This is a genomic window from Microbulbifer sp. S227A (assembly GCF_049800935.1).
This window is the reverse complement of the sequence record NZ_JBNAFZ010000005.1, coordinates 230,524-253,264: the sequence shown is the minus strand read 5'-3', so window position 1 is coordinate 253,264 and position 22,741 is coordinate 230,524. Positions and strand designations below refer to the sequence as shown.

General features: G+C 64.9%; 21 protein-coding genes. 9 read left to right on the top strand and 12 right to left on the bottom strand.

Features of this window, described 5'->3' with window-relative positions:
• Nucleotides 1–10: 10 nt before the first annotated feature.
• Genes ACP15R_RS14345 through ACP15R_RS14325 form a run of 5 tightly spaced genes read left to right on the top strand, consistent with a single transcriptional unit; the run spans nucleotide 11 to nucleotide 5,076 of the window.
• Complete coding sequence (locus ACP15R_RS14345) at nucleotides 11–955, top strand: ABC transporter permease (protein ID WP_424987113.1); 945 nt, start codon at nucleotides 11–13, stop codon at nucleotides 953–955.
• Between the two features lies 1 nt (nucleotide 956).
• Nucleotides 957–1,823 (top strand): ABC transporter permease, encoded by an 867-nt coding sequence (locus ACP15R_RS14340; protein ID WP_424987112.1) that lies wholly within the window; start codon nucleotides 957–959, stop codon nucleotides 1,821–1,823.
• 14 nt (nucleotides 1,824–1,837) lie between these two features.
• Nucleotides 1,838–3,628, top strand: coding sequence for a gamma-glutamyltransferase family protein (locus tag ACP15R_RS14335; RefSeq protein ID WP_424987111.1), 1,791 nt, complete (start codon nucleotides 1,838–1,840; stop codon nucleotides 3,626–3,628).
• On the top strand, nucleotides 3,625–4,371 hold the full coding sequence (locus ACP15R_RS14330; RefSeq protein ID WP_424987110.1) for a DUF1028 domain-containing protein: 747 nt from the start codon (nucleotides 3,625–3,627) through the stop codon (nucleotides 4,369–4,371). Before ACP15R_RS14335 ends, ACP15R_RS14330 begins: the two co-directional genes overlap by 4 nt.
• Nucleotides 4,372–4,380: 9 nt before the next feature.
• The gene (locus tag ACP15R_RS14325) at nucleotides 4,381–5,076 is read left to right on the top strand and encodes a FadR/GntR family transcriptional regulator (protein ID WP_424987109.1); all 696 of its coding nucleotides are present in this window, start codon (nucleotides 4,381–4,383) and stop codon (nucleotides 5,074–5,076) included.
• 9 nt (nucleotides 5,077–5,085) lie between these two features.
• On the opposite strand, the gene arsB is transcribed toward ACP15R_RS14325, so the two are convergent.
• The gene (gene arsB / locus ACP15R_RS14320; RefSeq protein ID WP_424987225.1) at nucleotides 5,086–6,120 is read right to left on the bottom strand and encodes an ACR3 family arsenite efflux transporter; all 1,035 of its coding nucleotides are present in this window, start codon (nucleotides 6,118–6,120) and stop codon (nucleotides 5,086–5,088) included.
• A 143-nt stretch (nucleotides 6,121–6,263) separates the two neighbouring features.
• On the opposite strand from arsB, the gene ACP15R_RS14315 reads away from it, so the two are divergent.
• Nucleotides 6,264–6,593: an ArsR/SmtB family transcription factor gene (locus tag ACP15R_RS14315; RefSeq protein WP_424987108.1), complete on the top strand. Its 330-nt coding sequence runs from the start codon at nucleotides 6,264–6,266 to the stop codon at nucleotides 6,591–6,593.
• On the opposite strand, the gene ACP15R_RS14310 is transcribed toward ACP15R_RS14315, so the two are convergent.
• The 3 genes from ACP15R_RS14310 to ACP15R_RS14300 all read right to left on the bottom strand — a co-directional run bounded on the left by ACP15R_RS14310 (nucleotide 6,479) and on the right by ACP15R_RS14300 (nucleotide 9,174).
• On the bottom strand, nucleotides 6,479–7,465 hold the full coding sequence (locus ACP15R_RS14310) for an EamA family transporter (protein WP_424987107.1): 987 nt from the start codon (nucleotides 7,463–7,465) through the stop codon (nucleotides 6,479–6,481). The two genes, ACP15R_RS14315 and ACP15R_RS14310, sit on opposite strands and share 115 nt — an antisense overlap.
• 91 nt (nucleotides 7,466–7,556) lie before the next feature.
• The gene (gene wrbA / locus ACP15R_RS14305; RefSeq protein WP_424987106.1) at nucleotides 7,557–8,180 is read right to left on the bottom strand and encodes an NAD(P)H:quinone oxidoreductase; all 624 of its coding nucleotides are present in this window, start codon (nucleotides 8,178–8,180) and stop codon (nucleotides 7,557–7,559) included.
• A 106-nt stretch (nucleotides 8,181–8,286) separates the two neighbouring features.
• A complete protein-coding gene (locus ACP15R_RS14300; protein WP_424987105.1) occupies nucleotides 8,287–9,174 on the bottom strand; it encodes a LysR family transcriptional regulator in 888 nt (295 codons plus the stop codon).
• 187 nt (nucleotides 9,175–9,361) lie between these two features.
• Between ACP15R_RS14300 and ACP15R_RS14295 the strand changes: the two genes are divergently transcribed.
• The 3 genes from ACP15R_RS14295 to ACP15R_RS14285 all read left to right on the top strand — a co-directional run bounded on the left by ACP15R_RS14295 (nucleotide 9,362) and on the right by ACP15R_RS14285 (nucleotide 13,816).
• Nucleotides 9,362–10,375 carry a nucleotidyltransferase family protein gene (locus ACP15R_RS14295; RefSeq protein WP_424987104.1) on the top strand — a complete coding sequence of 338 codons (1,014 nt, stop codon included), beginning with the start codon at nucleotides 9,362–9,364 and terminating at the stop codon, nucleotides 10,373–10,375.
• A 201-nt stretch (nucleotides 10,376–10,576) separates the two neighbouring features.
• Nucleotides 10,577–13,366: a bifunctional aconitate hydratase 2/2-methylisocitrate dehydratase gene (locus tag ACP15R_RS14290; protein WP_424987103.1), complete on the top strand. Its 2,790-nt coding sequence runs from the start codon at nucleotides 10,577–10,579 to the stop codon at nucleotides 13,364–13,366.
• Between the two features lie 138 nt (nucleotides 13,367–13,504).
• Entirely contained in the window at nucleotides 13,505–13,816 is a 312-nt protein-coding gene (locus ACP15R_RS14285) for a Dabb family protein (protein ID WP_424987102.1), read from the top strand.
• Here ACP15R_RS14285 and ACP15R_RS14280 read toward each other — a convergent pair.
• The 8 genes from ACP15R_RS14280 to uxaC form a co-directional block, all read right to left on the bottom strand.
• Nucleotides 13,813–15,321 carry a tripartite tricarboxylate transporter permease gene (locus tag ACP15R_RS14280; protein ID WP_424987101.1) on the bottom strand — a complete coding sequence of 503 codons (1,509 nt, stop codon included), beginning with the start codon at nucleotides 15,319–15,321 and terminating at the stop codon, nucleotides 13,813–13,815. The two genes, ACP15R_RS14285 and ACP15R_RS14280, sit on opposite strands and share 4 nt — an antisense overlap.
• A gap of 7 nt (nucleotides 15,322–15,328) precedes the next feature.
• Complete coding sequence (locus ACP15R_RS14275; RefSeq protein WP_424987100.1) at nucleotides 15,329–15,838, bottom strand: tripartite tricarboxylate transporter TctB family protein; 510 nt, start codon at nucleotides 15,836–15,838, stop codon at nucleotides 15,329–15,331.
• A gap of 71 nt (nucleotides 15,839–15,909) precedes the next feature.
• The gene (locus ACP15R_RS14270) at nucleotides 15,910–16,899 is read right to left on the bottom strand and encodes a Bug family tripartite tricarboxylate transporter substrate binding protein (protein WP_424987099.1); all 990 of its coding nucleotides are present in this window, start codon (nucleotides 16,897–16,899) and stop codon (nucleotides 15,910–15,912) included.
• Nucleotides 16,900–16,940: 41 nt separating this feature from the next.
• Entirely contained in the window at nucleotides 16,941–17,975 is a 1,035-nt protein-coding gene (locus tag ACP15R_RS14265; protein ID WP_424987098.1) for a Gfo/Idh/MocA family protein, read from the bottom strand.
• Nucleotides 17,972–19,003 carry a Gfo/Idh/MocA family protein gene (locus ACP15R_RS14260; protein ID WP_424987097.1) on the bottom strand — a complete coding sequence of 344 codons (1,032 nt, stop codon included), beginning with the start codon at nucleotides 19,001–19,003 and terminating at the stop codon, nucleotides 17,972–17,974. Before ACP15R_RS14260 ends, ACP15R_RS14265 begins: the two co-directional genes overlap by 4 nt.
• The gene (uxuA, locus tag ACP15R_RS14255; protein WP_424987096.1) at nucleotides 18,996–20,198 is read right to left on the bottom strand and encodes a mannonate dehydratase; all 1,203 of its coding nucleotides are present in this window, start codon (nucleotides 20,196–20,198) and stop codon (nucleotides 18,996–18,998) included. Before uxuA ends, ACP15R_RS14260 begins: the two co-directional genes overlap by 8 nt.
• A complete protein-coding gene (locus tag ACP15R_RS14250; protein ID WP_424987095.1) occupies nucleotides 20,195–21,409 on the bottom strand; it encodes a hypothetical protein in 1,215 nt (404 codons plus the stop codon). Before ACP15R_RS14250 ends, uxuA begins: the two co-directional genes overlap by 4 nt.
• Nucleotides 21,406–22,740, bottom strand: a complete 1,335-nt coding sequence (gene uxaC, locus ACP15R_RS14245; RefSeq protein WP_424987094.1) for a glucuronate isomerase — start codon at nucleotides 22,738–22,740, stop codon at nucleotides 21,406–21,408. The genes ACP15R_RS14250 and uxaC overlap by 4 nt, the downstream gene beginning before the upstream one ends.
• Between the last annotated feature and the right edge of the window lies 1 nt (nucleotide 22,741).

Below are 22,741 nucleotides of genomic sequence, written 5' to 3'. Positions count from 1 at the left end.
GTTGCCCTTCATGTTGTCCTTTATCCTGCGCCGCATCGTCATTGCGATTCCGACGATCATATTGATCTCGATTTTCGTTTTTGCCCTGCAAAAGCTGCTGCCCGGCGATCCGGTGCTGGCCATGGCCGGTGAGGAACGCGATCCCGAAGTGCTGGAATTCCTGCGCGAGAAATACCGCCTGAATGATCCCATTCCCGTGCAATACCTGACCTGGGTCGGGAATGCGTTGTCGGGCGATCTGGGTATTTCGTTGCGCACCAACCAGCCGGTGACCGAATTGATCGCGCAAAAACTGCCGGTCACGATCCAGCTGGCGGTGATGGCGATTGCCTTTGCCCTGCTGATCGGCATTCCGGCGGGCATCCTGTCGGCGGTGAAAAAGGGCACGCTTACCGATTACATCGCCAATGTGGTGGCCCTGTCGGGGCTGTCGATCCCGAATTTCTGGCTGGGGATCATGCTGATTTTGCTGGTTTCGGTCAAATGGCAGTTGCTGCCGGCTTCGGGCTATGTCCCCCTGTCCGAAGACCCGCTGAAATCCATCACCACGATGATCATGCCCGCCTTTGTTCTGGGCACGGCACTGGCCGCGACGCTGATGCGCCACACGCGCTCGGCAATGCTCGAGGTGTTGACCGCCGATTATATCCGCACCGCGCGGGCCAAGGGGGTTCTGGAAAAGCGCGTGGTCCTGAAACACGCCTTCCGCAACGCGCTGACCCCGATTGTGACCCTGACGGCCTTGCTGTTTGGCGAATTGATCGCGGGGGCGGTGCTGACCGAACAGATTTTCACCATTCCCGGATTTGGCAAGATGGTGGTCGATGCGGTGTTCAACCGGGATTACGCCGTGGTGCAGGGCATCGTGCTGGTCACGGCGATCGGTTTTATCGTGATGAACCTGCTGGCGGATGTTCTTTACGTCCTGCTGAACCCGCGCCTGAGGGGGCAATGACATGACCGCGCAAGCCGATCCGGTACTGGCCGCCAAACCGCAAAACCGCGTGTGGAAGAAATTCCGCAGCCACCGCAGCGCGATGTTGGGCGGCATATTGGTTACGTTTTTCATTCTGATCGCACTGGCGGCCCCGATCCTGCCGCTCCCCGATCCGGCGGCGACCGACTGGGGCGCGGTGCGCAAGGCGCCAAGTGCCGCGCATTGGCTGGGCACTGACGAGATTGGCCGCGACGTGCTGGCCCGCATGGTCTGGGGTGCGCAGGCGTCATTGCTGGCGGGGGTGGTGTCGGTGGGCATTGCACTGATGCTGGGCGTGCCGCTGGGGATATTGGCGGGGTATTTCGGCGGTTGGACGGATGCGATCATTTCGCGCTGTACCGAGGCGCTGCTGGCGGCCCCCTTCCTGATCCTTGCGATTGCGCTGGCGGCGTTTCTGGGGCCGTCGCTGACCAATGCGATGATCGCCATCGGCATTTCCGCCATGCCGATTTTCGTGCGTCTGACGCGCGGGCAGGTTCTGAACATCAAGACGGCGGATTACGTGGAATCCGCCCATGCCATCGGCCTGCCCAGCTACCGCATCCTGTCGCGCTATATCTTTCCCAACGTGCTGCCGCCGATCCTCGTACAGGCCACGCTCACCATCGCCACCGCCATCATCGCCGAGGCGTCGCTGTCGTTTCTGGGCCTTGGCCAGCAACCCCCCGCACCCAGCTGGGGCTCGATGCTGAACACCGCCAAGAACTTCCTCAATCAGGCCCCGTGGATGGCCATGTGGCCGGGGATCGCCATTTTTCTTGTGGTGCTGGGTTTCAACCTTTTGGGCGACGGGCTGCGCGATGCGCTGGACCCGCGCGAACACTGACTATCGGAGAATTCATGTCTGACTTTACCACCCGCCCGGAAATTCGCGGCACCTTCGGGGTTGTCACCTCGACCCATTGGCTGGCCTCTTCTGTCGGGTTCGGCATCCTGGAAAAGGGCGGCAACGCCTTTGATGCCGCCGTGGCCACCGCCTTTGTGCTGCAAATCGTCGAGCCGCACCTGAACGGGCCGGCGGGCGACATGCCGGCGATCCTGCATTCGGCCGAAACCGGCGAAACCACTGTGCTGTGCGCGCAAGGCGTCAGCCCGGCGGCGGCAACCATCGCGGCATATATCGAGCAGGGGCTGACGCTGGTTCCCGGATCGGGCCTGTTGGCGACGGTGGTGCCCGGCGCATTTGACGGCTGGCTGATGATGCTGCGCGACCATGGCACGATGAGCCTGCGCGAGGTGCTGCAACCGGCCATCGATTATGCCCGCGATGGTCATCCGGTCCTGCCGCGGGTTGCCGCCACGATTGCGGATCTGCGCGAGTTCTTTGAAGCCGAATGGCCCACATCCGCCGCCGTCTGGGCACCGGGCGGAGAGGCGCCTGAACCCAACGCGTTGTTCAAGAACCCTGATCTTGCCCGCACCTACGACAAGCTGGCGAGTGTTGCAGAGACGGCCGAGGGTGACCGCATCGCACAGATCGATGCGGCGCGTGCCGAATGGCGTGAGGGGTTCGTGGCAGAGGCGATCTTTGACTATCTGAAAGACGCAAACGTGATGGATGTGTCAGAGGAAAAACACAGCGCCATTCTGGCCCCGTCAGACATGGCCGCCTGGCGCGCGACCTATGAAGAAACCCTGACGCTTAACTATCACGGATGGACCGTTCACAAGACCCACGCCTGGAGCCAGGGGCCGGTGATGTTGCAGGCGCTGTCGATCCTCAAGAATATCGACCTGGGTGCGATGGATCCGAACGGTGCGGATTTCGTGCATACGGTGATCGAGGCGATGAAGCTGGCCTATGCCGACCGCGAGGCCTATTACGGCGATCCGGATTTCAGCGAGATCCCGATGGATCACCTGCTGTCCGATGCCTATGGGGCCGAACGGGCCAGGATGATTGGCGACTCCGCATCGACAGAGCAGCGCCCGGGGCGCGTTCCAGGGTTTGAACATCTGGCGGATGCCTATGTCGCACGCTCGAAACAGGATTTCGGCGTCTCGGGTGTTGCGGCGCAGGAACCCACCATGGCGCATCTGACCGAGAAGCGCGGCGATACCGTGCATCTGGACGTGATCGACCGCTGGGGCAACATGGTGGCCGCCACCCCTTCGGGGGGCTGGCTGCAAAGCAACCCGGTCATTCCCGGCCTTGGCTTTCCGCTGAATTCGCGGGCCCAGATGTTCTGGCTGATCGACGGTTTGCCCAGTTCACTGGCCCCCAAACGCCGCCCGCGCACCACGCTGACCCCATCCTTTGCCGAAAAGGACGGCGCAAGGCTGGCTTTTGGCACCCCCGGCGGCGACCAGCAGGATCAGTGGAACCTGATCTGGTTCCTGCGGTTCGTGCATCACGGGCTGGGCCTGCAACAGGGGATGGATGCGCCGCTGTTTCATACCATGCATTTCCAAGGGTCGTTCTTCCCGCGCGAGGTAAAACCGGGCGAGATGATGATGGAACCGGCCTTTGGCGATGATGTCATCGACGCCCTGCGCGCCCGCGGCCATGTCGTCACCGTGTCCGAACCCTGGGCGGTGGGGCGCATGACCGCTGCGTTGCGCGAGGCGGACGGGATGCTGCGCGCCGCCGCCACCCCGCGCCTGATGCAGGCCTATGCGGTGGGCCGATGACCTGGTCGATCATCGCCCGTGATCCGGCGGACGGGGCCATCGGCATCGCCGTGGCCAGCCGGTTCTTTGCCTGCGGGGCGATGGTGCCCTATGTGGGCAGCAGATCGGCAGTGGCGAGCCAGGCGTTCTGCAACCCGGTCTGGGGCACCGAGGGGCGCGACCGGTTGCAGGCCGGGGAATGCGCCGGCGCGGTGCTGGCCGATTTCGTCAAACGCGACGCCGGGCAGGCGATCCGCCAATGCCACATGATGGATGCAGAGGGCCATTTCGTCGCCCATACCGGCGATGATTGCACCGGCTGGGCCGGGCACCTGATCGGTGACGGGTTTTCGGTGGCGGGCAACATGCTGGCCGGACCGCAGGTGATCAAAGCCACCGCCCAGGCGATGCGCCGACACGCGGACCGACCTCTGCCGCAACGGCTTCTGGCGGCGATGCGGGCGGGCGAAGAAGCGGGCGGCGACAAGCGCGGCAAACAGGCGGCCGGGCTGGTTGTTCATCATGGCGAGGCGCATCCGTGGCTGGATTTGCGCGTCGATGACCATGGCGACCCGCTGACCGAGCTGGAGCGGCTTCTGGATGTTGCGGGCGAACGCTATCTTTTTGTCGCTGATGAAATGCCCGGCGCGCGGCGGTTCTCGGGTTTGCCGACGCGCGCGGCGCTGGACGCGCGTATCGAGGCCGAGTACGATCGGCGGCTACGTGCTGGCCAAGTCAGCCGCTCCCTGGCAACCGACCCCTGATTTACACAGATGAACACGCCCCGGCAAACCGACCCCGACCAGCATGCAAAATCGCAGATCCTGTCGCTGTTATCTTCTGGCAAGCTGGGGGACAGCGGCCGCCTGCCCAGCGAGCGGGCGCTGTCAGAGCGGTTCCGCATCGGGCGGCGGCGGGTGCGCGAGGCGCTGGCGCAGCTTGAGGCCGAGGGGCTGATCTGGCGCAAGCAGGGCTCGGGCACCTATGCGGGAAAACCCGCCGACCCGACCGGCGAACTCGCCGCGCGTATCGCCGGGGAAACCAATGCGATCCAGGTCATGGAAGCCCGCCTGTGCATCGAGCCGGAGCTTGCCGCGCTGTGCGCCCGGCGGATCGCCCCAGAGGCGGTCGCGCAATTGCGTGCCCTCGCGGCGCGGATGGTGCCTTCGCTGCCCAACAGCGAGAACGAAATCTGGGATGGCGCGCTGCACCGGATGATCGCCGAAGAAGCCCGCAACAAGCCGCTCTTGACCTGTTTCGCCATGCTGGATGAAATCCGGATCAGCGCCGATTGGCTGGCCTTTCGCGCCCGGGCCCGCCCGCCCGGTTCCTTTGAGCGGACGCTGCGCCAGCACGACCGCATCATCGACGCCATCGCCGCCGGTGATGCCCAGGCCGCGCGCGCCGCCATGCATGCGCATCTGGATGAACGCTTTACCGCCCTGCGCGCCGAGGTCACCGACCTCTGAGCCGGCCGGTCAGGTCACGCGCGGCACGCCGCCCGCCGCCGGGAACCGCGCCCGTGTGCGATTGGCGAATGCCACCAGCGACAGCATCACGGGCACCTCGACCAGCACGCCCACCACGGTGGCGAGTGCCGCCCCCGAATGCAGGCCGAACAGGCTGATTGCAACGGCGACCGCGAGTTCGAAGAAGTTCGAGGTGCCGATCATCGCGCAGGGGGCCGCGATATTATGCGGAACCCGCATCAGGTAGGCCGCGCCATAGGCCAGCGCAAAGATGCCATAGCTCTGGATCAGGATCGGCACCGCGATCAGCAGGATAATGCCCGGTTGTCCGAGGATCGTCTGCCCCTGGAGGCCGAACAGGATCGCCACGGTCACGATCAGGCCCAGCATCGACACCGGCTTGATCCGCGCGGTGAACCCCTCGATGGCCGCCGCCGATCCCAACAGCCGGCGGGTGAACAGCCCTGCGAGCAACGGCAGCAGCACGTAGAGCAGGGTGGCCAGCACCAAGGTCTGCCAGGGCACGACGATTTCGGTCACCCCGAGAAGCACGGCGACGATGGGCGCAAAGGCCACGACCATGATCAGGTCATTCACCGAAACCTGCACCAGCGTATAGGTCGCATCCCCACGGGTCAGCTGGCTCCAGACAAAGACCATCGCGGTACAGGGAGCAGCGCCCAGCAGGATCAGCCCGGCAATGTACTGGGCCGCGTCATCCGGGGAAATCCACGATGCAAACACGTGGTCAAAGAACAGCACCGCCAGCAGCGCCATGGTAAAGGGCTTGATCAGCCAGTTCACCACCAGCGTCAGCAGCAGGCCGCGAGGTTGCCGGGCGACACCGGCAACCGCCGCCAGATCGACATTGACCATCATCGGGTAGACCATCGCCCAGATCAGCACCGCCACCACCAGGTTGATCGACGCGATTTCCGCAGCTGCGATAGCGGTGATCAGGCCGGGTGCAAACGCGCCGATGGCCAGCCCGGCGATCATGGCAAGCGCGACCCAAAGGGTCAGCAAACGTTCGAATATGCCCATCGGGGCGGCGGTCGTTTCGGACATCGGGGTCTCCGGGCGGGTTTGCGTTATGAATTCGTCATTTCGCGCATTCACGAATTGACTGGTGTTTGGCGGAGAAGTCCATGCTTGTCAATATCCGTCATTTCGCGTAATTCCGAATTATGGACCAACCCGACGCCATCGATGCCTTTGCCGCGCTTGCGCATGACACCCGGCTCGCGATTTTTCGCCTGTTGGTCCAGCGCGGCCCCGACGGCACACCGGCAATGGAGGTGGGCCGGTTGCTGGGGCTCAAGCCTTCGACCCTGTCCGGCCACCTGGCCAGCCTCAAACGGGCCGGGCTGGTGACCGGTGAACGCAACCACCGCGAGATACTCTATGCGCCGAACCTCGAAGCGGTGAACGGGTTGGTGCGGTTTCTACTGCGCGATTGCTGTGGCGGGGACGATGCGGCCTGCGCGGGGGTGTCGCTGCCGGACTGTGTGCCGTGACCTTGCCCGGATGGGTCCGGGTGCCGGGGCCGGCTGGCACGTTGCCCGGCCCAGACCGAGGCCAGCACGATCACCGCGCCGATTATCTGGAGCAGGGTCAGCGACTGGTCCAGCCATAGCCAGCCCAGCGTCACCGCCGTCACCGGGCTCATCATGCCGAGCATCGACACCGCGCCCGGCTCCAGCCGCGCAACGCCGCGAAACCAGATCGCATAGGTCGCCGCCGCCCCGATCAGGCCAAGCCACAGCAACCCGGCGAGATTGCCCGGCGAGAGCGGCGGCAGGCGCGGTTCGAGGATCAGCGCGAGGGGCAACAGGATCACACCCCCGGCGGTAAGCTGCCACGCGGTAAAGCTCAGCGCCGAGACCGGCGGCTGCCATTTGCGGCTCAGCACGGTGCCCGCCGCCATCGACGCGGCACCGCCAAGCCCCGCCAGAATGCCGATCGGGTCAAGCCGGGCGTCGGGGCCAATCAGCAGCAGGGCCACGCCAAGAATGCCGGTGGCCGCGGCAATCACCGCCCCGGCCCGGATCGGCGTGCCCAGCCAGCCGCGCGCCATGACGATCACGATCATCGCCTGTATCGAGCCAAGCGTGGCGGCAACCCCCCCGGGCAATCGATAGGCGGCCACGAACAACAGCACCCAGAACAGCGCAAAGTTGAAGCTCCCGAGCAGGACCACCCGGCCCAGCCAGGCACGTGGTGGCCAGCATCGCGTGATCGCCAGCAACAGCAGCCCCGCAGGCAGCGCCCGCAGCGCCGCGAGCGTCACGGGATAGCCGTCGGGCAGGGCCTCGGTGGTGACGAGATAGGTGCTGCCCCACACGGCCGGGGCCAGGGCGGTCAGCAGAATATCGGCAGAGCGTGGCATGGGCCTCTCCTTGTGGGCATGGCGATCCGGGCGGGGTCTGGCGGCGCGGCACGGCCGGCCGCGACGGGGTGACGACCTGTCAGCCGGGGCATCAGGCGGCACGCTCTTGCACCGGGGCGGCGGCAAGACGTGCGGCAATCCCGGCCACATGCGCGCCCTGGAAACGCGCGCCCGACAGTTCGGTGGCATTGGGCAGGCGCGATCCGTCGGCCCCGGCGATGGTCCCGGCCCCATAGGGCGCGCCGCCAACGATTTCACCGGCGGTTTTCTGGCCGGCAAAGGTATAGGGCATGCCCACGATCAGCATTCCGAAATGCTGCAACGGGACCTGCGTGGTCAGCAGCGTCGCCTCATGGCCCCCGTGTTGCGACCCGGTCGAGGCAAAGACCGCCGCCACCTTGCCAACCAGCGCGTTGCGCGCCCAGAGCCCGCCCGCCTGGTCCAGGAACGATTTCATCTGGCCCGCCATCATGCCGAACAGGGTCGGGGTGCCAAGGATGATCGCGTCGTACCGTTCGAGATCGGCCGGTGTTGCCACCGGCGTGTCATCGGCAAGGAACCCGGCCCTGGCCCGGATGTCGTCGGGCACGGTTTCGGGAACACGCCGCAGATCGACCTGGGTTCCGGCAACGCTGCGCGCGCCTTCGGCCTCGGCCTGCGCCAGGGCGCGCACGTGGCCATAGCTGGAATAGTAGAGAACAAGAATTCGGGTCATGGCAACCTCTCGGGCTATGGGTTTCATTGCCCGGGAACATGGCGCGGACCGCGCGGCGGAATAACCGCCGGGGTGTCACTTCACTCTTTACGCCGGTTGAAGAATGTCAGGCCGCGAGCGCCCGGCGCAGCGCGGTCAGAAAGGCCGTGACCTTGGCATCCATACCCAGCCGCGAGGCCGTCAGGGCGAAAATCTCGGGGGCGGGCAATTCCCAGTCGGGCAGCACCCGGACCAGATCGCCGCGCGCCACCGGGGAGTCCGAAACGAATCCGGGCAAGGTGCCGATGCCCATTCCCGAGATCAGCAGATCGCGCAGCACGAGGCTGTTGCCGACACGGATCGGCGGGTCGAGATCGAGGGACACGCTGTCGGTACCATTGCGCAGCGACCAGGTGGCGAGGTGATCGGCAAGCAGGAAACCGATCACCCGGTGCGGTGCGATATCGGCCGGGGTCTCGGGCGTGCCGGCGCGGTCCAGATAGGCGGGCGCGGCATAGATACGTTGCCGCATCGTGCCCAGCTTGCGCGCCAGCAACGCCGAATCCGGCATCGCCGCCCGAATGCGGATCGACACATCGAACCCGCCCTCGACCATATCGACCACCCGGTCATCCAGCGACAGGCTGAGCCGGATATCCGGATGGGTTTCAAGAAACGCCGGCAGCATCGGGGCAATGACCGTTTGGCCGAAAGAGCTGGATGCGTTGACCTTGAGATGCCCGCGCACCGCGCCCGCGCCGGCGCGAATCCGGGTCTCGACGCCGTTTACCGCGTCCAGGATACCGGCGGCCTCGTCGTAATAGACCCGCCCGGCATCGGTCAGCGACATGGCGCGCGTGGTCCGGATCAGCAGGGTGCTGCCGAGGCTCTCTTCCAGCAGCTTGATCTCGCGGCTGAGCAGCGCCGGTGACACCCCCAGGTCTTCGGCGGCGCGGGTAAAGCTGCCGCGGTCTACGATGCGACGAAACGCCTGCATGACGGATAGCTTGTCCATGCGCCCGGATCCCGTTCAAGCCGTGGTTCTCGGCGCGGCCACACCGCGCCCCTGACCGCATAACATCAAATTGCCCCCCACGGGAACGCTTGGCGGCCCCGTCAGCATGCACCACGGTAATTTTGTTGTGGGGTAGGTTCGCCCCTGCTATGTTACCCCACAGGAAAATTATTGTGGGGTAGGTCTCATGCAAAACCTCAGCGCGGTGGCCCGCAGCGCCTGGATCGACCTGTTGCGCAACCTCAAGGACGGCGCGGTCTCGGGCTTGATCGGCACGCCCAAACGCAAACAGGTTGGTGCCAGAACATATTGGTACGATCACTACCGCCTTGGGAGCCAGACCATCGACCGCTATATCGGCGAGGACAGCCCCGAGTTGCGCCACCGCCTGCAACGCCACAGGGACCTTGCCGGGCAGGACCGCGCGCGCGAAAAGGAACGCGCCCGGCTGATGCGGATCCTGCGCGCCGAAGGGGTGCGCACGGCGGATATCAATACCGGTCAGATCGTCTCGGCCATGGCCCGCACCGGGGTGTTCCGGCTGGGCGGTACGCTGGTGGGGACAAATGCCTTTCTGTGCTACGAGGGCGAATTGGGGGTCAGGATCGGTTTCGATGCGGCGGCCCAGACCGACGACATCGACATCGCGAGCTTCGAACGCCTGTCGCTCGTGATTGATGACCGCGTCGAGACACCGCTGGGCGAGGTGTTCGGCGATCTCAAATTCGAACCCGTTCCGGCGCTCGACCGGCGGCATGTCTGGCGGTGGCGGCAGACCGACCGGCAAACGATGGTCGAATTCCTGACGCCCTCGTTCGACGATCAGGAAGGGCTGCGCGAATTGCCCGCCCTGGGTGTCAGTGCGCAGAGCCTGCATCACCTGAACTACCTGATCGCCGAGCCGTTGCAGGTTCCGTTTCTCTATCGCTACGGCGCGCTCGTACAGGTGCCGCGCCCGGAGCGGTTCGCGATTCACAAGCTGATCGTGGCGGATCGCCGGCGCGACGGGCCGGATTCGGCGAAATCGGGCAAGGACCGGGCACAGGCTGCCTTTCTGATCGATGCGCTGGCGCGGGAGCGACCGGTCGAGCTGGCCGATGCCTATGACGAAGCGCGCGAAAAGGGCCCCGCCTGGCGCAAGCGCATCGCGGCCAGCCTTGCCCGGATGCCAGGGGCCCGCGCGACGCTCGACACACTTTGAATCGCCGCCGAACCGAGCGCGCCCCTCGCCACGGCCGGGGCGGAAAACCCGCGCCTGAGACATCTGGTCGCTCTGAATGGGCTTGTAGCGCGCGGCCGGTTTGTATACTGCGGTATACAAACGAGGCGAACCGAGTCCCCGATTCATCGGGCAAGATCGGTATTCGCATTTCAGTATTCATCTGCGCCTAGGAGAAACCCCATGGACCTCTATACCGAATACCGCACCGAGATCGAAACACGCAAGGCGCAGGGCCTGAGCCCCAAGCCCATCGACGACGCGGCGCTGACCGCCGATATCATCTCGATCATCCGGACCGCCGATCACCCGCATCGCGACGAGGCGCTGAATTTCTTCATCTACAACACGCTGCCGGGCACCACCAGTGCCGCGGGCGTCAAGGCGGCGTTCCTCAAGGAAATCGTTCTGGGCGAGGCGCAGGTTGACGAGATCACGCCCGGCTTTGCGCTGGAACTGCTGTCGCATATGAAGGGCGGGCCGTCGGTCGAGGTTCTGCTGGACCTTGCCCTGGGTGACGATGCCGCGATTGCCGGGCAGGCCGCCGAGGTCCTGAAGACACAGGTGTTCCTCTACGAGGCCGACACCGACCGCCTGAAGGCCGCATATGAAGGTGGCAGCGTCATCGCCCGCGACATCCTGCAAAGCTATGCCAAGGCCGAGTTCTTTACCACGCTGCCCGAAGTGGACGAAGAGATCGAGGTCGTGACCTTTATCGCCGCTGAAGGCGACATTTCGACCGACCTGCTGTCGCCCGGCAACCAGGCGCATTCGCGATCCGACCGCGAACTGCATGGCAAATGCATGATCGACGAGGCGGCGCAGAAACATATCGAAGAGCTCAAGCTGCAACATCCCGGCAAGCGGGTGATGCTGATCGCCGAAAAAGGCACGATGGGCGTGGGGTCTAGCCGCATGTCGGGCGTGAACAACGTGGCGCTGTGGACCGGCAAACAGGCATCGCCCTATGTGCCCTTTGTCAACATCGCGCCGGTTGTCGCGGGCACCAACGGGATTTCCCCGATCTTCCTGACCACCGTGGGCGTCACCGGCGGGATCGGTGTCGATCTCAGGAACTGGGTCAAGAAGCTTGACGAAGACGGCAAGCCGATCCTGAACAATGATGGCAACCCGATCCTGGAACAGAGATACTCGGTCGAAACCGGCACGGTTCTCAAGATCAACACCAAGCAAAAGAAACTCTACAGCGAGACCGGCGAAGAGCTGGTTGACATGTCGGCGTCCTTCACACCGCAAAAGATGGAGTTCATGAAGGCCGGTGGCTCTTATGCCATTGTCTTTGGCAAAAAGCTGCAAACCGTTGCCGCCGGGATCCTCGGGGTCGAACCCACGCCGGTCTTTGCACCCTCCAAGGAAGTATCGCATGACGATCAGGGCCTGACCGCGGTTGAAAAGATCTTTAACGCCAATGCCCTGGGTGCGACACCGGGCAAGGTGTTGCACGCCGGATCGGACGTGCGGGTCAAGGTCAACATCGTCGGTTCGCAGGACACCACCGGTCCGATGACCGCGCAGGAACTCGAGGCCATGGCCGCCACCATCCTGTCGCCCGTGGTTGACGGCGCGTATCAGTCGGGCTGTCACACCGCTTCGGTCTGGGACGCCAAGGCACAGGCCAACACGCCCAAGCTGATGGCGTTCATGAACAAGTTCGGCCTTGTCACCGGGCGCGACCCAAAGGGCCAGTACCACGCGATGACCGACGTGATCCACAAGGTGCTGAACGACATCACCGTGGACGACCGCGCCATCATCATCGGCGGCGACAGCCATACGCGGATGTCCAAGGGCGTGGCCTTTGGCGCCGACTCGGGCACCGTTGCGCTGGCGCTGGCCACCGGCGAAGCGTCGATGCCGATCCCCGAATCCGTCAAGGTGACGTTCAAGGGAAAAATGGCCGATCACATGGACTTCCGGGACGTTGTTCATGCAACACAACAACAGATGTTGCAGCAGCATGGCGACAACGTGTTCCAGGGCCGGATCATCGAAGTGCATATCGGTACGTTGCTGGCGGACCAGGCGTTCACCTTTACCGACTGGACGGCCGAGATGAAGGCCAAGGCCTCGATCTGCATCTCGAACGACGAAACGCTGGTCAAGTCTCTGGAGCTGGCCAAGCACCGGATCCAGATCATGATCGACAAGGGCATGGAGCATGAAAACGGCATGCTCGCCAAGCTGATCGGCATCGCGGATGCGCGCATTTCCGAGATCAAATCGGGCGAGAAACCGGCGCTGACACCGGATGACAACGCCAGGTATTTCGCCGAGGTGGTGGTCGACCTGGATGCCATCGTCGAGCCGATGATCGCCGACCCGGACGTCAAGAACGCCGATGTGTCCAAGCGTTATACCCACGACACCATCCGGCCGATTTCGTACTATAACGCGGAAAAGAAAGTGGACCTGGGCTTTGTCGGCTCGTGCATGGTGCACAAGGGCGACGTGAAGATCGTCGCGCAGATGCTGCGCAACCTGGAAGCGGCCGGCGAAAAGATTGAGTTCAAGGCCCCGCTGGTGGTTGCGGCCCCGACCTACAACATCATCGACGAGCTCAAGGAAGAGGGCGACTGGGAGGTGCTGCAGAAATACTCGGGCTTTGAGTTCGACGACAGCGCCCCCAAGGTCACCGCGCGTACCGAGTACGAGAACATCCTCTATCTCGAACGTCCCGGCTGCAACCTCTGCATGGGCAACCAGGAAAAGGCGGCCAAGGGCGATACGGTGCTCGCCACGTCCACTCGCCTGTTCAAGGGCCGGGTTGTCGAGGATGCCGCCGACAAGGCAGGGGAATCCCTGCTGGCTTCGACGCCGGTGGTTGTTCTGTCCGCGATCCTGGGCCGCACGCCCACGCTGGATGAGTACAAGACCGCCGTGCAGGGCATCGACCTGACCAAGTTTGCCCCCCCGGTGCAAAAGCCGTTCGACACCCTGTCGGTGCATTTCTAAGGCGGCTCGGCATCATCCACCGCCCGGATGATGCCGGCCCCGCATGTCGCAAGTGTCGCACAAGCCGCGGATGCGGTTGAAGCCCCGCGCCAGCCATGTACTGTGCGCGGGCTTTCCCTGTCTGACCGGACCCCTGCCATGATCCGCCATATCGTGTTCTTCACCCTGCGCCATGACGGCGACCTTGAAACCGTCCGCGAGGGCCTGGGCATTCTGACCGGGATTCCCCATTCAGACCGGCTTGAAATCGGGGTCAATCGCAAGTCCGACCCGAGCAGCAAGGAGGTGGATGTGGTGGTCTATGGCGAATTCGCCGACGACGCGGCGCTGGCGGCTTACAAGGCGCATGACCTGTATGCCGAATCGATCCGCCGGGTAAAACCGCTGCGCGAGATCAGGCTGGCCGCCGATTTCGACGCCGCGTCGGCCCTGTGCGGGGCGCGTGACTAGTCCACGGGCGAAGATCGGCCCCGGCGCAGGGCGCGTGCGATGGTCGGGGCCAGCATGGCGAGGATCACAACCAGCGTCGCCAGCGCCAGCGCGCCACTGACCGGGCGCAGGAAGAACGGTTCAAGCGAGCCTTCCGACAGGATCAGCCCGCGCCGCAGGCTCTTGTCGAGAATATCCCCGAGCACGAGACCGAGCACCAGCGGGGCCATGGGATAGTCCATCTGCCTGAGCACCAGCCCGACAACCCCAAACAGCAGCATCACCAGCACGTCAAAGGGCCGCGCCGCGATGGCAAAGGCACCGACGACGCAGAGCACGAAGATCGCCGGCAGCAGCCGTTCGCGCGGGATGCGCAGCACCAGCAGCAGGGGCTTGGTCAGCAACACGCCATAGGCGGTGATGGCAAGCGCGGAAAACACAATCGCGGCGACCACGCCATACACGATATCCGCACTCTGGATCATGATCAGCGGGCCGGGTCTGACCCCGTGAATGATGATCGCCGCCAACAGAACCGCCGACGGGGCCGAACCGGGAATGCCGAGGGTCAGAACCGGGATGATCGCCCCCGGCACGGCGGCCGAATTGCCGGTTTCGGCGGCGAGCAGACCATCCTTGGAGCCCTTGCCGAACAGGTGTTTCTCGCGGCTGAACCGCTTGGCGATGGCATAGGACACCCAGGCGCCGATATCTTCTCCGACACCGGGGATCAGGCCCATCAGCGTTCCGGCAATGCCCGAGCGCGCCATGGTGGGCGAATAGCGTTTCATGTCGGCCAGACCGGGCAGCACCCGGCCGCTGGTTTCCGAGAGCTTTGGCGTCGCCCGGCTGGAGATATTCGACAATATCTCGACCAGCCCAAAGGCACCGACCATGGCGGGGATCAGGCTGATGCCGCCGGTGAGATCCTGGATGCCAAAGGAATAGCGGGCATAGGCAAAAACCTGTTCCTGCCCGATCATGGCGATGATCAGGCCGAGGCACCCGGCGATCCACCCCTTGAGCGGATCCGCTGCCGCCGTCAGCCGCCCGGAAATGACCACCCCGAACAGCGCGAGCCAGAAATATTCGTAAGACCCGAATTTCAGCGCATAGCTGGCCAGAACCGGTGCCGTCAGCGCCAGCAGCAGCACCCCCAGCAGCGTGCCCACCATCGAGCCCACGGTTGCCAGCCCCAAAGCCTCGCTGGCGCGCGATTGCCGGGCCAGCGGATGACCGTCCAGCGTGGTTGCCGCGCTGGCGGGTGTGCCCGGCATGTTGAGAATGATCGCCGTGCGGCTGCCGCCATAGATCGATCCGACATACATGCCCAACAGCGCGGTGATCGCCGGGCCGCTCTCCATCTGAAAGGTCAGGGTGGTCAACAGCGCCAGCCCCATGGTCGCGGTCAGGCCCGGCATCATGCCGATCACCACCCCCAGAAGCGTCGCCCAGAGGGTGATGAACAGGTATTGCGGCGACAGCGCGGATTGGAACGCGTCAAGCAGTACGGGCAGGTTGGTCACGGGGCCCTCACGGTAGTTGAACCAGGAAAATCCTGACAAAGACCCAATGGATCGCAAGGCTGAACCCCACCGCGATCAAGGCGGCAATGGCCAGCACGCGCCAGGTGGGTTGCCGGTCGTCGATATCCGTTGGCGGCAGAAGGCGTTCGAAGGTCAGGATGAACAGGAACAGGAAGATCGTGGTCGCCACAGCAAACGGCACCCGCCCGAACAGGCCCGCCCCATAGCCCAGCGTCAGGCCAAGCGCGGCGAGGCAGCGGCGGCGGTTTGCCGGATTGCCGGCAATTGCATCCCAATAGCCGCTCCGCGCCTGAGCCTCGGCCCCCCGGCGCAACGCCAGAACCAGCCCGCACAGGGCAAGAAACAGGCCCAGCACGCCGGGCGTCAGCCCCGGAGCCTCGAAAATCGACGCGCCCCGATCGTGAAAACGGGGCATCCGCCATGCGCCCCAGCTTACCAGCAGGCCAAGCACGACGAAGACCCAGCCGCTGATCCGGTCAAGTTTGCGATCGCTCACGCCACGTTACTCCATCCCCTGCGTTGCAAGGGGTGGCCACGGCATCGCCATGGCCACCCGGCTGACATGCGTCAGGGACGCGCGATGCCAAGGGTTTCGGGGCTGACCGCCGATTGACCGCTGTCATGCAACAGCCAGGCATTTGCCTGGATCGACGGGCGCACCCGGTCCTGCGCATCGGCCCCGGAATGAACCGTCATCAACGACCCGCGCCCCTCGGTATATTCCGCGAGCGCGGCCGAACCGGCGATTGCATCGCTCCAGGCCGCCTGCATCTTGTCCTTGACCTCTTGCGGCACGTCGGCGGGCATGAAGATCCCGAAATAGATCGGTGCGACGGGCAGGTCGGGCAGCGCGCCCGAGATACTCGGGATGGTGCCGACGCCGGGCACCTCGACATCCGCCTCGGCGATGATCGCGATGGGTTTGAGCTGACCCGCGCGCAGCATGTCGATCTGCTCCGAGATCAGCTGGGTCGTGGCGTCGGTTTCACCCGACACCGTCGACAGCACCGCCGCCGCGCCCCCGTCATAAGACGCATGAACATACGAGCCGCCAACCGCACCCGCGAGGCTCTCGATGGTCGAGTGGCCTGCCGAGTTCACGCCCGATGTGCCAACCCGCATCCCGCCCGCCTTGAGCGCCGCGACAAATCCGTCGATGTCATCGACCTCGGAATTCGCCGGCACGCTGATGACGCTGGCCAGCGCCGAGTTGAGGTAGAGATCCCAGTTTTCGATGGCGGTATCCATCTTGCCGGTCACCGCATATGTGCCCAGATCCTTGGCCGCCCCGGCGGTCCAGGTATAGCCGTCATGGGGCGCGTCCCACGCCGCCTGCGACCCGATGGAACCGGATGCGCCGGGCTGGTTGACCACGACGACATTCTGCCCCAGCGGCCCCTTGAGCTCTTCGGCGACGACCCGTGTCACCTGGTCGGTTGCCCCGCCAGCCCCCCAGGGCACGATCAGCTGGATGGGTTTCTCGGGCCATTCAGCCAAGGCCGGTGTGGCCAGCACAAGGGCCGCCGCCGCTCCGGTCAGTACATTGGAAATTTTCATGATGTCCTCCCCTTTATGAAGTCGTAAAAATGCAGTTGTCGTCACCCGCCACGGGCCAGCCGCCCCCGGCGTTCGGCCATGGCCTGTGCATCCATCGCAAGGCGCATCACCATGATTGTATGGGCCTGGGAACAGGCCGTTTCGGTCCGGTTGCAAATGTCGTCGGCAAGCCGGTGAAAATAGGGTGTCCCCGCATCCGCCGCGTCAAAACGCTGGTAATCCGAGCCATTCACCAGGAACACGTGATCGGTGCCCGGCTGGCCGCAGACATCGAAATACTTGCGCAGCTCGATATAGCCCTCGGTGCCCAATATGGTCAGCCGCCCATCGCCCCAGTTCGGCGCGGCGTCCGGCGTGTACCAATCCAGCCGGGCATAGCCCTGCACCTCGCCCGCCACCAGGTTGATTTCGCCGAAATCCTCAAAGCCCGGATGGTCGGGCGTGTTGAAATTGCCCACTGCCGCATGGGCGATACGCGCATCCCTGGCCCCGCTGAAATGCAGGAACTGGTCGATCTGGTGGGTGCCAATGTCGCCGATGATCCCACCATAGGTCTCGGGCGTCCAGAACCAGCCGGGCCGCATATGCGCGTTCAGCCGATGGGGGGCCATGCTCAGGGTTTGTACAACCTTGCCGATGCGCCCCTCGGCAAGCAGCCGGTCGGCGACGGTCACGGCGGGCACTTCGAAGCGTTCAGAGAAATTGACGCTCCAGATCCGGCCAGTCAGCGCAATGGTTGTTTCGATCTCGGTCAGTTCCGCATGGGTCAGGCATCCGGGCTTGTCCAGCATCACGTCCTTGCCATGCTGCATTGCCGATATCGCCAGCCGGGCGCGATCGGCGGGCGGGGCGGCGATCAGGACCAGATCGATGCTCTGGTCTTCCAGCACCTCTGCAAGCGCATCCGCGCGCGGCACATCGGGAAAGCGTTTTTTGAACCCCGCCATGGGCTGTGGCGCGCCCTCGGTCCAGAAACGGGCAAATTCGCCACCGGCCTCGATCATCCCCGCCGCCATGCCAAAGATGTGACGGTGATCGAGCCCGAGGGCCGCGAACCTGATCGGCGGCCTGTTCATGACCGCACCTCGATCTTGCGACCCTGGCGGGCCGAGGTTTCAATCGCCGCGATCAGCTTGTGCACCGCCAGCGCCTCGTGACCGGTGATGCGGGGCGGCCGGTTCTGGCGAATGCTGTCCGCGAAATCGGCGATCAGGTCGCGGTGCCAGTCACAGGGGAAATCCATCGGATCGCTGCCGCCGCCGGTCGAGGACAGTTCGCCAACGGTTTCCCGCGTGCCATCGCGCCAATGCACCACCAGTTCTCCGGCGGTCAGCACGGCGGATCCGTTCGCCGCATCCAGCGCCAGCGATTCCCGGCTGCCCGGATAGGCGGCGGTGGTGGCGACGACGGACCCAAGCGCGCCGGTGTCAAACACCAGCCCGGCCGTGGCGAAATCCTCGGCCTCCATCTCGTGAAACGCAGTGGTCCCGCACAGCGCCTGAACCTCGCGCACCGGACCGGTCAGGCTCAGCATCAGGTCGAGCACGTGAATGGCCTGCGTCAGCAGCACGCCGCCGCCATCCTGTTCATAGCTGCCCCGGCCCGGCGCGTCGTAATAGGATTGATCGCGCCACCATGGCAACGCCATCCGCACCGCCCGGATCGGACCCAGACGGCCCGAGCGAACCAGATCGCTCAGCGCCTGGCTGCCCGCCCGGAACCGGTGTTGCAGCACCATGCCCAGCGACACGCCCGCCGCATCGCAGATCGTGACCAGCTCTTGCGCGCGGGCAAGGTCGCGCTCAACCGGCTTTTCCATCAGGATATGCTTGCCCGCCCGCGCCAGCGGTTCGACCAACGCCTTGCGCGCATTGGGCGGTGTGATGATGATCACCCCGTCCACGGTATCGTCGTCACAAATCTCCTGCACGCTGTCATAGGTCGGCCATCCGGTCGCGGCGGCATGGTCGGCCAATCGTTCGGGATTGCGCGTGAACAGGCCGGCGATACGCACCCCGCCCTGCAGTTGCCGCAAGGCCGCAAGGTGGGGCTTGGAGGCCATGCCAAGGCCGATGACAGCCAGTGAAACAACAGGGTCAGACATGGTTCGACGCCTCCAGTCCGGCGATCACGCCATTGAGTTCCGCCAGCCCCTTGAGCCGGCCAATGGCCGGATAACCCGGTTGGGTGCCGCGCCCGAGATCATCGAGAATGTCCTGCCCGTGATCCGGGCGGAACGGGATCGCGGCATCCTCGCGCCCCTCTGCCCGGCGGCGGGCCTCTTCGGCCAGAACCGCCGCCACAAGTGCTGGCATGTCGGTGTCACCGCCCAGATGCTCTGCTTCGTGGAAACTGCCCAGTTTGTCTTCGCGCGTGACGTTGCGCAGATGCAGGAAATGCACCTTTGGCCCCAGTTCCCGCATCATCTGCACAAGATCATTGTCGCCCCGTGCGCCCAATGAGCCGGAACACAGGGTCACGCCATTCGCCGGGCTGTCGACCGCGTCGGTCAGCTGTGTGTAATCCGCGAGGGTCGACACCACGCGCGGCAAGCCCAGAAGCGGCCATGGCGGATCATCGGGATGACAGCACAGCCGCATTCCCAGCCGTTCGGCGGTGGGCACGACTTCGGCGAGGAAGTTTGCGAGGTTCCGGCGCAATTGCGCATCCGGCACCGCATCATAGCGCGACAGGTGCCCGCGCATTTCCTCCAGCGTCATCCCCGGCTGACCACCGGGAAGTCCCTTGACCAGATTGCGCGCCAGGCGATCGCGATCCGCTTGGGTCATGTCCGCAAACCGCCGGGTTGCCGCCTCTTGCAACGGTTCGGGCGTGTCCTCTTTCGCCGCCGGCCGGTTCAGCACGTACATGTCAAAGGCGGCGAAATCGGCGGCGTCAAACCGCATCGCCGTGCCGCCATGCGACAGGCGGTATCCCAGGTCGGTGCGCGTCCAGTCCAGCACCGGCATGAAATTATAGCAAACCACCCGCAGCCCCGCATCGGCCAGCGCCACGAGGCTGGCTTTCCACGCCTCGATATGCGCCCGCCAATCGCCGGTTGCGGTCTTGATATCCTCGGAGACGGGCAGGCTCTCGACCACCTCCCATTTCAGCCCGGACGGGCTGCCATCGCTCTTGTGGGCTACGTCGTGCTGGCGTCTGGCGATCTCCGCCGCGCTCCACACGGTGCCCGGCGGGATGTGGTGCAGGGCGGTGACAACCCCCCGCGCGCCCGCCTGAATCATCCAGTCGATGGAAACCACGTCGACCGGCCCGAACCAACGCCATGTCGCCCTCATGTTCTGCCCTCCAGCAATGCCCGCGCCGCCAGCCCGCTGGCCCGACCGGCCCGCAGGGATTTTGCGGCGGGATCGTCCGGAACCCGCCCTGCGGCAAATTCCTGATCCAGCCAGCTTTCCCATTCGCGCAGCGCACGGGCGCAGGCCGGGCTGTCGGCCCGCTCATCCATCGTACCCAGGATACGGATCGGCAGCTTGAGCGATCCATCCATCGCGATCTGTGCCAGCGAATGCGCCAGATGCGGATTTTCGAACCGGCGCAGCAACGCATCCGCATAGGCCGGTGCATCGCCGCGCACCGCGTCGGGCAGGGTTTCGGCAGCCTCGTCCATCACCGCCCGCGCCAGGCCGCGCAGATCGGAATCCGCCACCGCCTCGTGTACATAGGTCAGCCCCTTGTTCAGCCCGGCATAGGCCAGCGTTGAATGCGCGCCGTTCAGCATCCGCAGCTTGCGCAGTTCGAACGGGGCCACGTCCTGCACGATCTGCGCCGAGGCCGCGGCCAGGTCGGGCATCGGCCCGGCGAAATCATCCTCGATGACCCATTCGGTAAAGGCTTCGGTGGCAACCGGGGCATGGGCCGGGGCGCCGGCGGCGGTAACACGTTTGCGCAGGTCGTCGTCAACCGCCGGCGTGATCCGGTCAACCATGGTCGATGGGAAACGATGCCGCGTCACCCGGTCCGGATCGATCCCGGCCTCACCGGCCAGCGCGAGCAGGGCGGCGCGCAGTTTCCGGCCATTGGCCGGCAGGTTGTCACAGCTCATGACCGTCAGGGGCGCTTCGCGTTTCGCCAATCCCGCCAGCAGATGGCCGGGCATTGTCGCCGGCGCGGTTCCGGCCCGCAGCGCGGCCACATCATCCGCCATCGCGGCCAAATCCAACGTTCCGTCAGGGCGCAGATGATAACCCTTTTCGGTCACCGTAAGCGTGACCAGCGCGGTTTCAGGGCGCGCGATCAGGGCGGCGACGGTGGCAGGTGCTTCGGTGGCGACGGTGATGCCATCAATCACGTCGAGGGTTTCGATCCGCCGTCCCGAGGCATCCGCGATTTCAAGCGCATAGACATAGTCATCCGCCGCCATCGCATCGCGCACCCCGGCCGAGCGCAGCGACACCCCGTCAATACGCCATCCGCCCGCCCGGGCCACGTACCAGGCCTGATGCGCGCGGTGGAACGCGCCGGTGCCGATATGGACGATCCGGTTCATAGGCGATACCCCGCGCGTGCCGCACCGACGGCCAGCCATTCGGCGACCTGTTCGGCGTCCTGCATCCCGAATGCCCCGGCGGCGACCTGATCTTCAAGATGTGCCGCCACCGCGCGCCGCCACATGTCGTGCCGCGCCGGGATCGACATCAGCGCACGGGTATCGTCATTAAAGCCCGCGAGGTTCCAGTATCCCGCCGTTTCGACCACCGCATCCAGATACCGCCTGATGCCGTTCGGGCTGTCGTGAAACCACCAGGGCGGGCCGATGCGCAGAGCGGGCCAGTGCCCGGCCATCGGGGCCAGTTCGCGGCTATAAACACTCTCATCCAGCGTGAAGGCGATGATCGCGGCGGCAGGGTTGTTGCCCACCCGGTTGAGCAAGGCATCCGCCCCGCGCACCCAATCCTGCGCCAGCGGAATATCCGCGCCCTTGTCGGGGCCGAACCGTTCGGTCAGCGGGCGATTGGTGCCCCGCATCGATCCCGCGTGAAGCTGCATGACCAGCCCGTCTTCGACCGACATCTGCGCCATTTCGATCAGCATATGATTGTAAAGGCGTCGTTTTTCGGCCTCGTCCGCGCGCCCGGACAGGCAGGCATCCAACAGACCCTGCGCAGTGGTGTCGCCAAGCCATTCGGTCTCGAGCCGCTCGATGGCATGGTCGGTCGCGGTGGCGCCATGCGCGATGAAATGCGCCCGGCGTGCCGCCAGCGCCGCGCGCCAGCCGGACAATGTGGTGCAATCCTCGCCGGTGATCTCGCCCAGCCGTGCCATCGACGTCCCCCAACCGGCGGCACGCGGATCAAGCACCGCGTCGGGGCGGAAGGTGGGCACAAGCCGCGTGCCATGCCCACCAGCGGCAAATGCGGCATGAGGCACAAGGTCATCCAGCGCGGCGTCCGTGGTGGCCAGGACCTCAATCCCGAACCGTTCGAGCAACGCCACCGGCCGGAATTCGGGCCGTGCCAGCGCCGCGTCGATCCGGTCATAGATCGCATCCGCCGTGTCCAGCCCCAGCGGGTCGTCAATCCCGAACACCTCGCGCAACGTATGTTCAAGCCAGCCGCGTGACGGGGTGCCCAGGAACAGGTGCCAGCGCGCGGCCAGATGCCGAAAGATCGCGCGCGGATCGCGATGCGCCGGATCGACACCGATGCCAAGGTCTTCGAGCGGCACGCCCTGGGAATACAACATCCGGAACACGTAATGATCCGGCACGATCAACAGCTCGGCCGGGTCTTCGAAGCGGCGATTTTCTGAGAACCATTCGGGCACCGTATGGCCGTGCGGCGACACGATGGGCAGGGTTCGGATTTTCTCGTAGAGCATG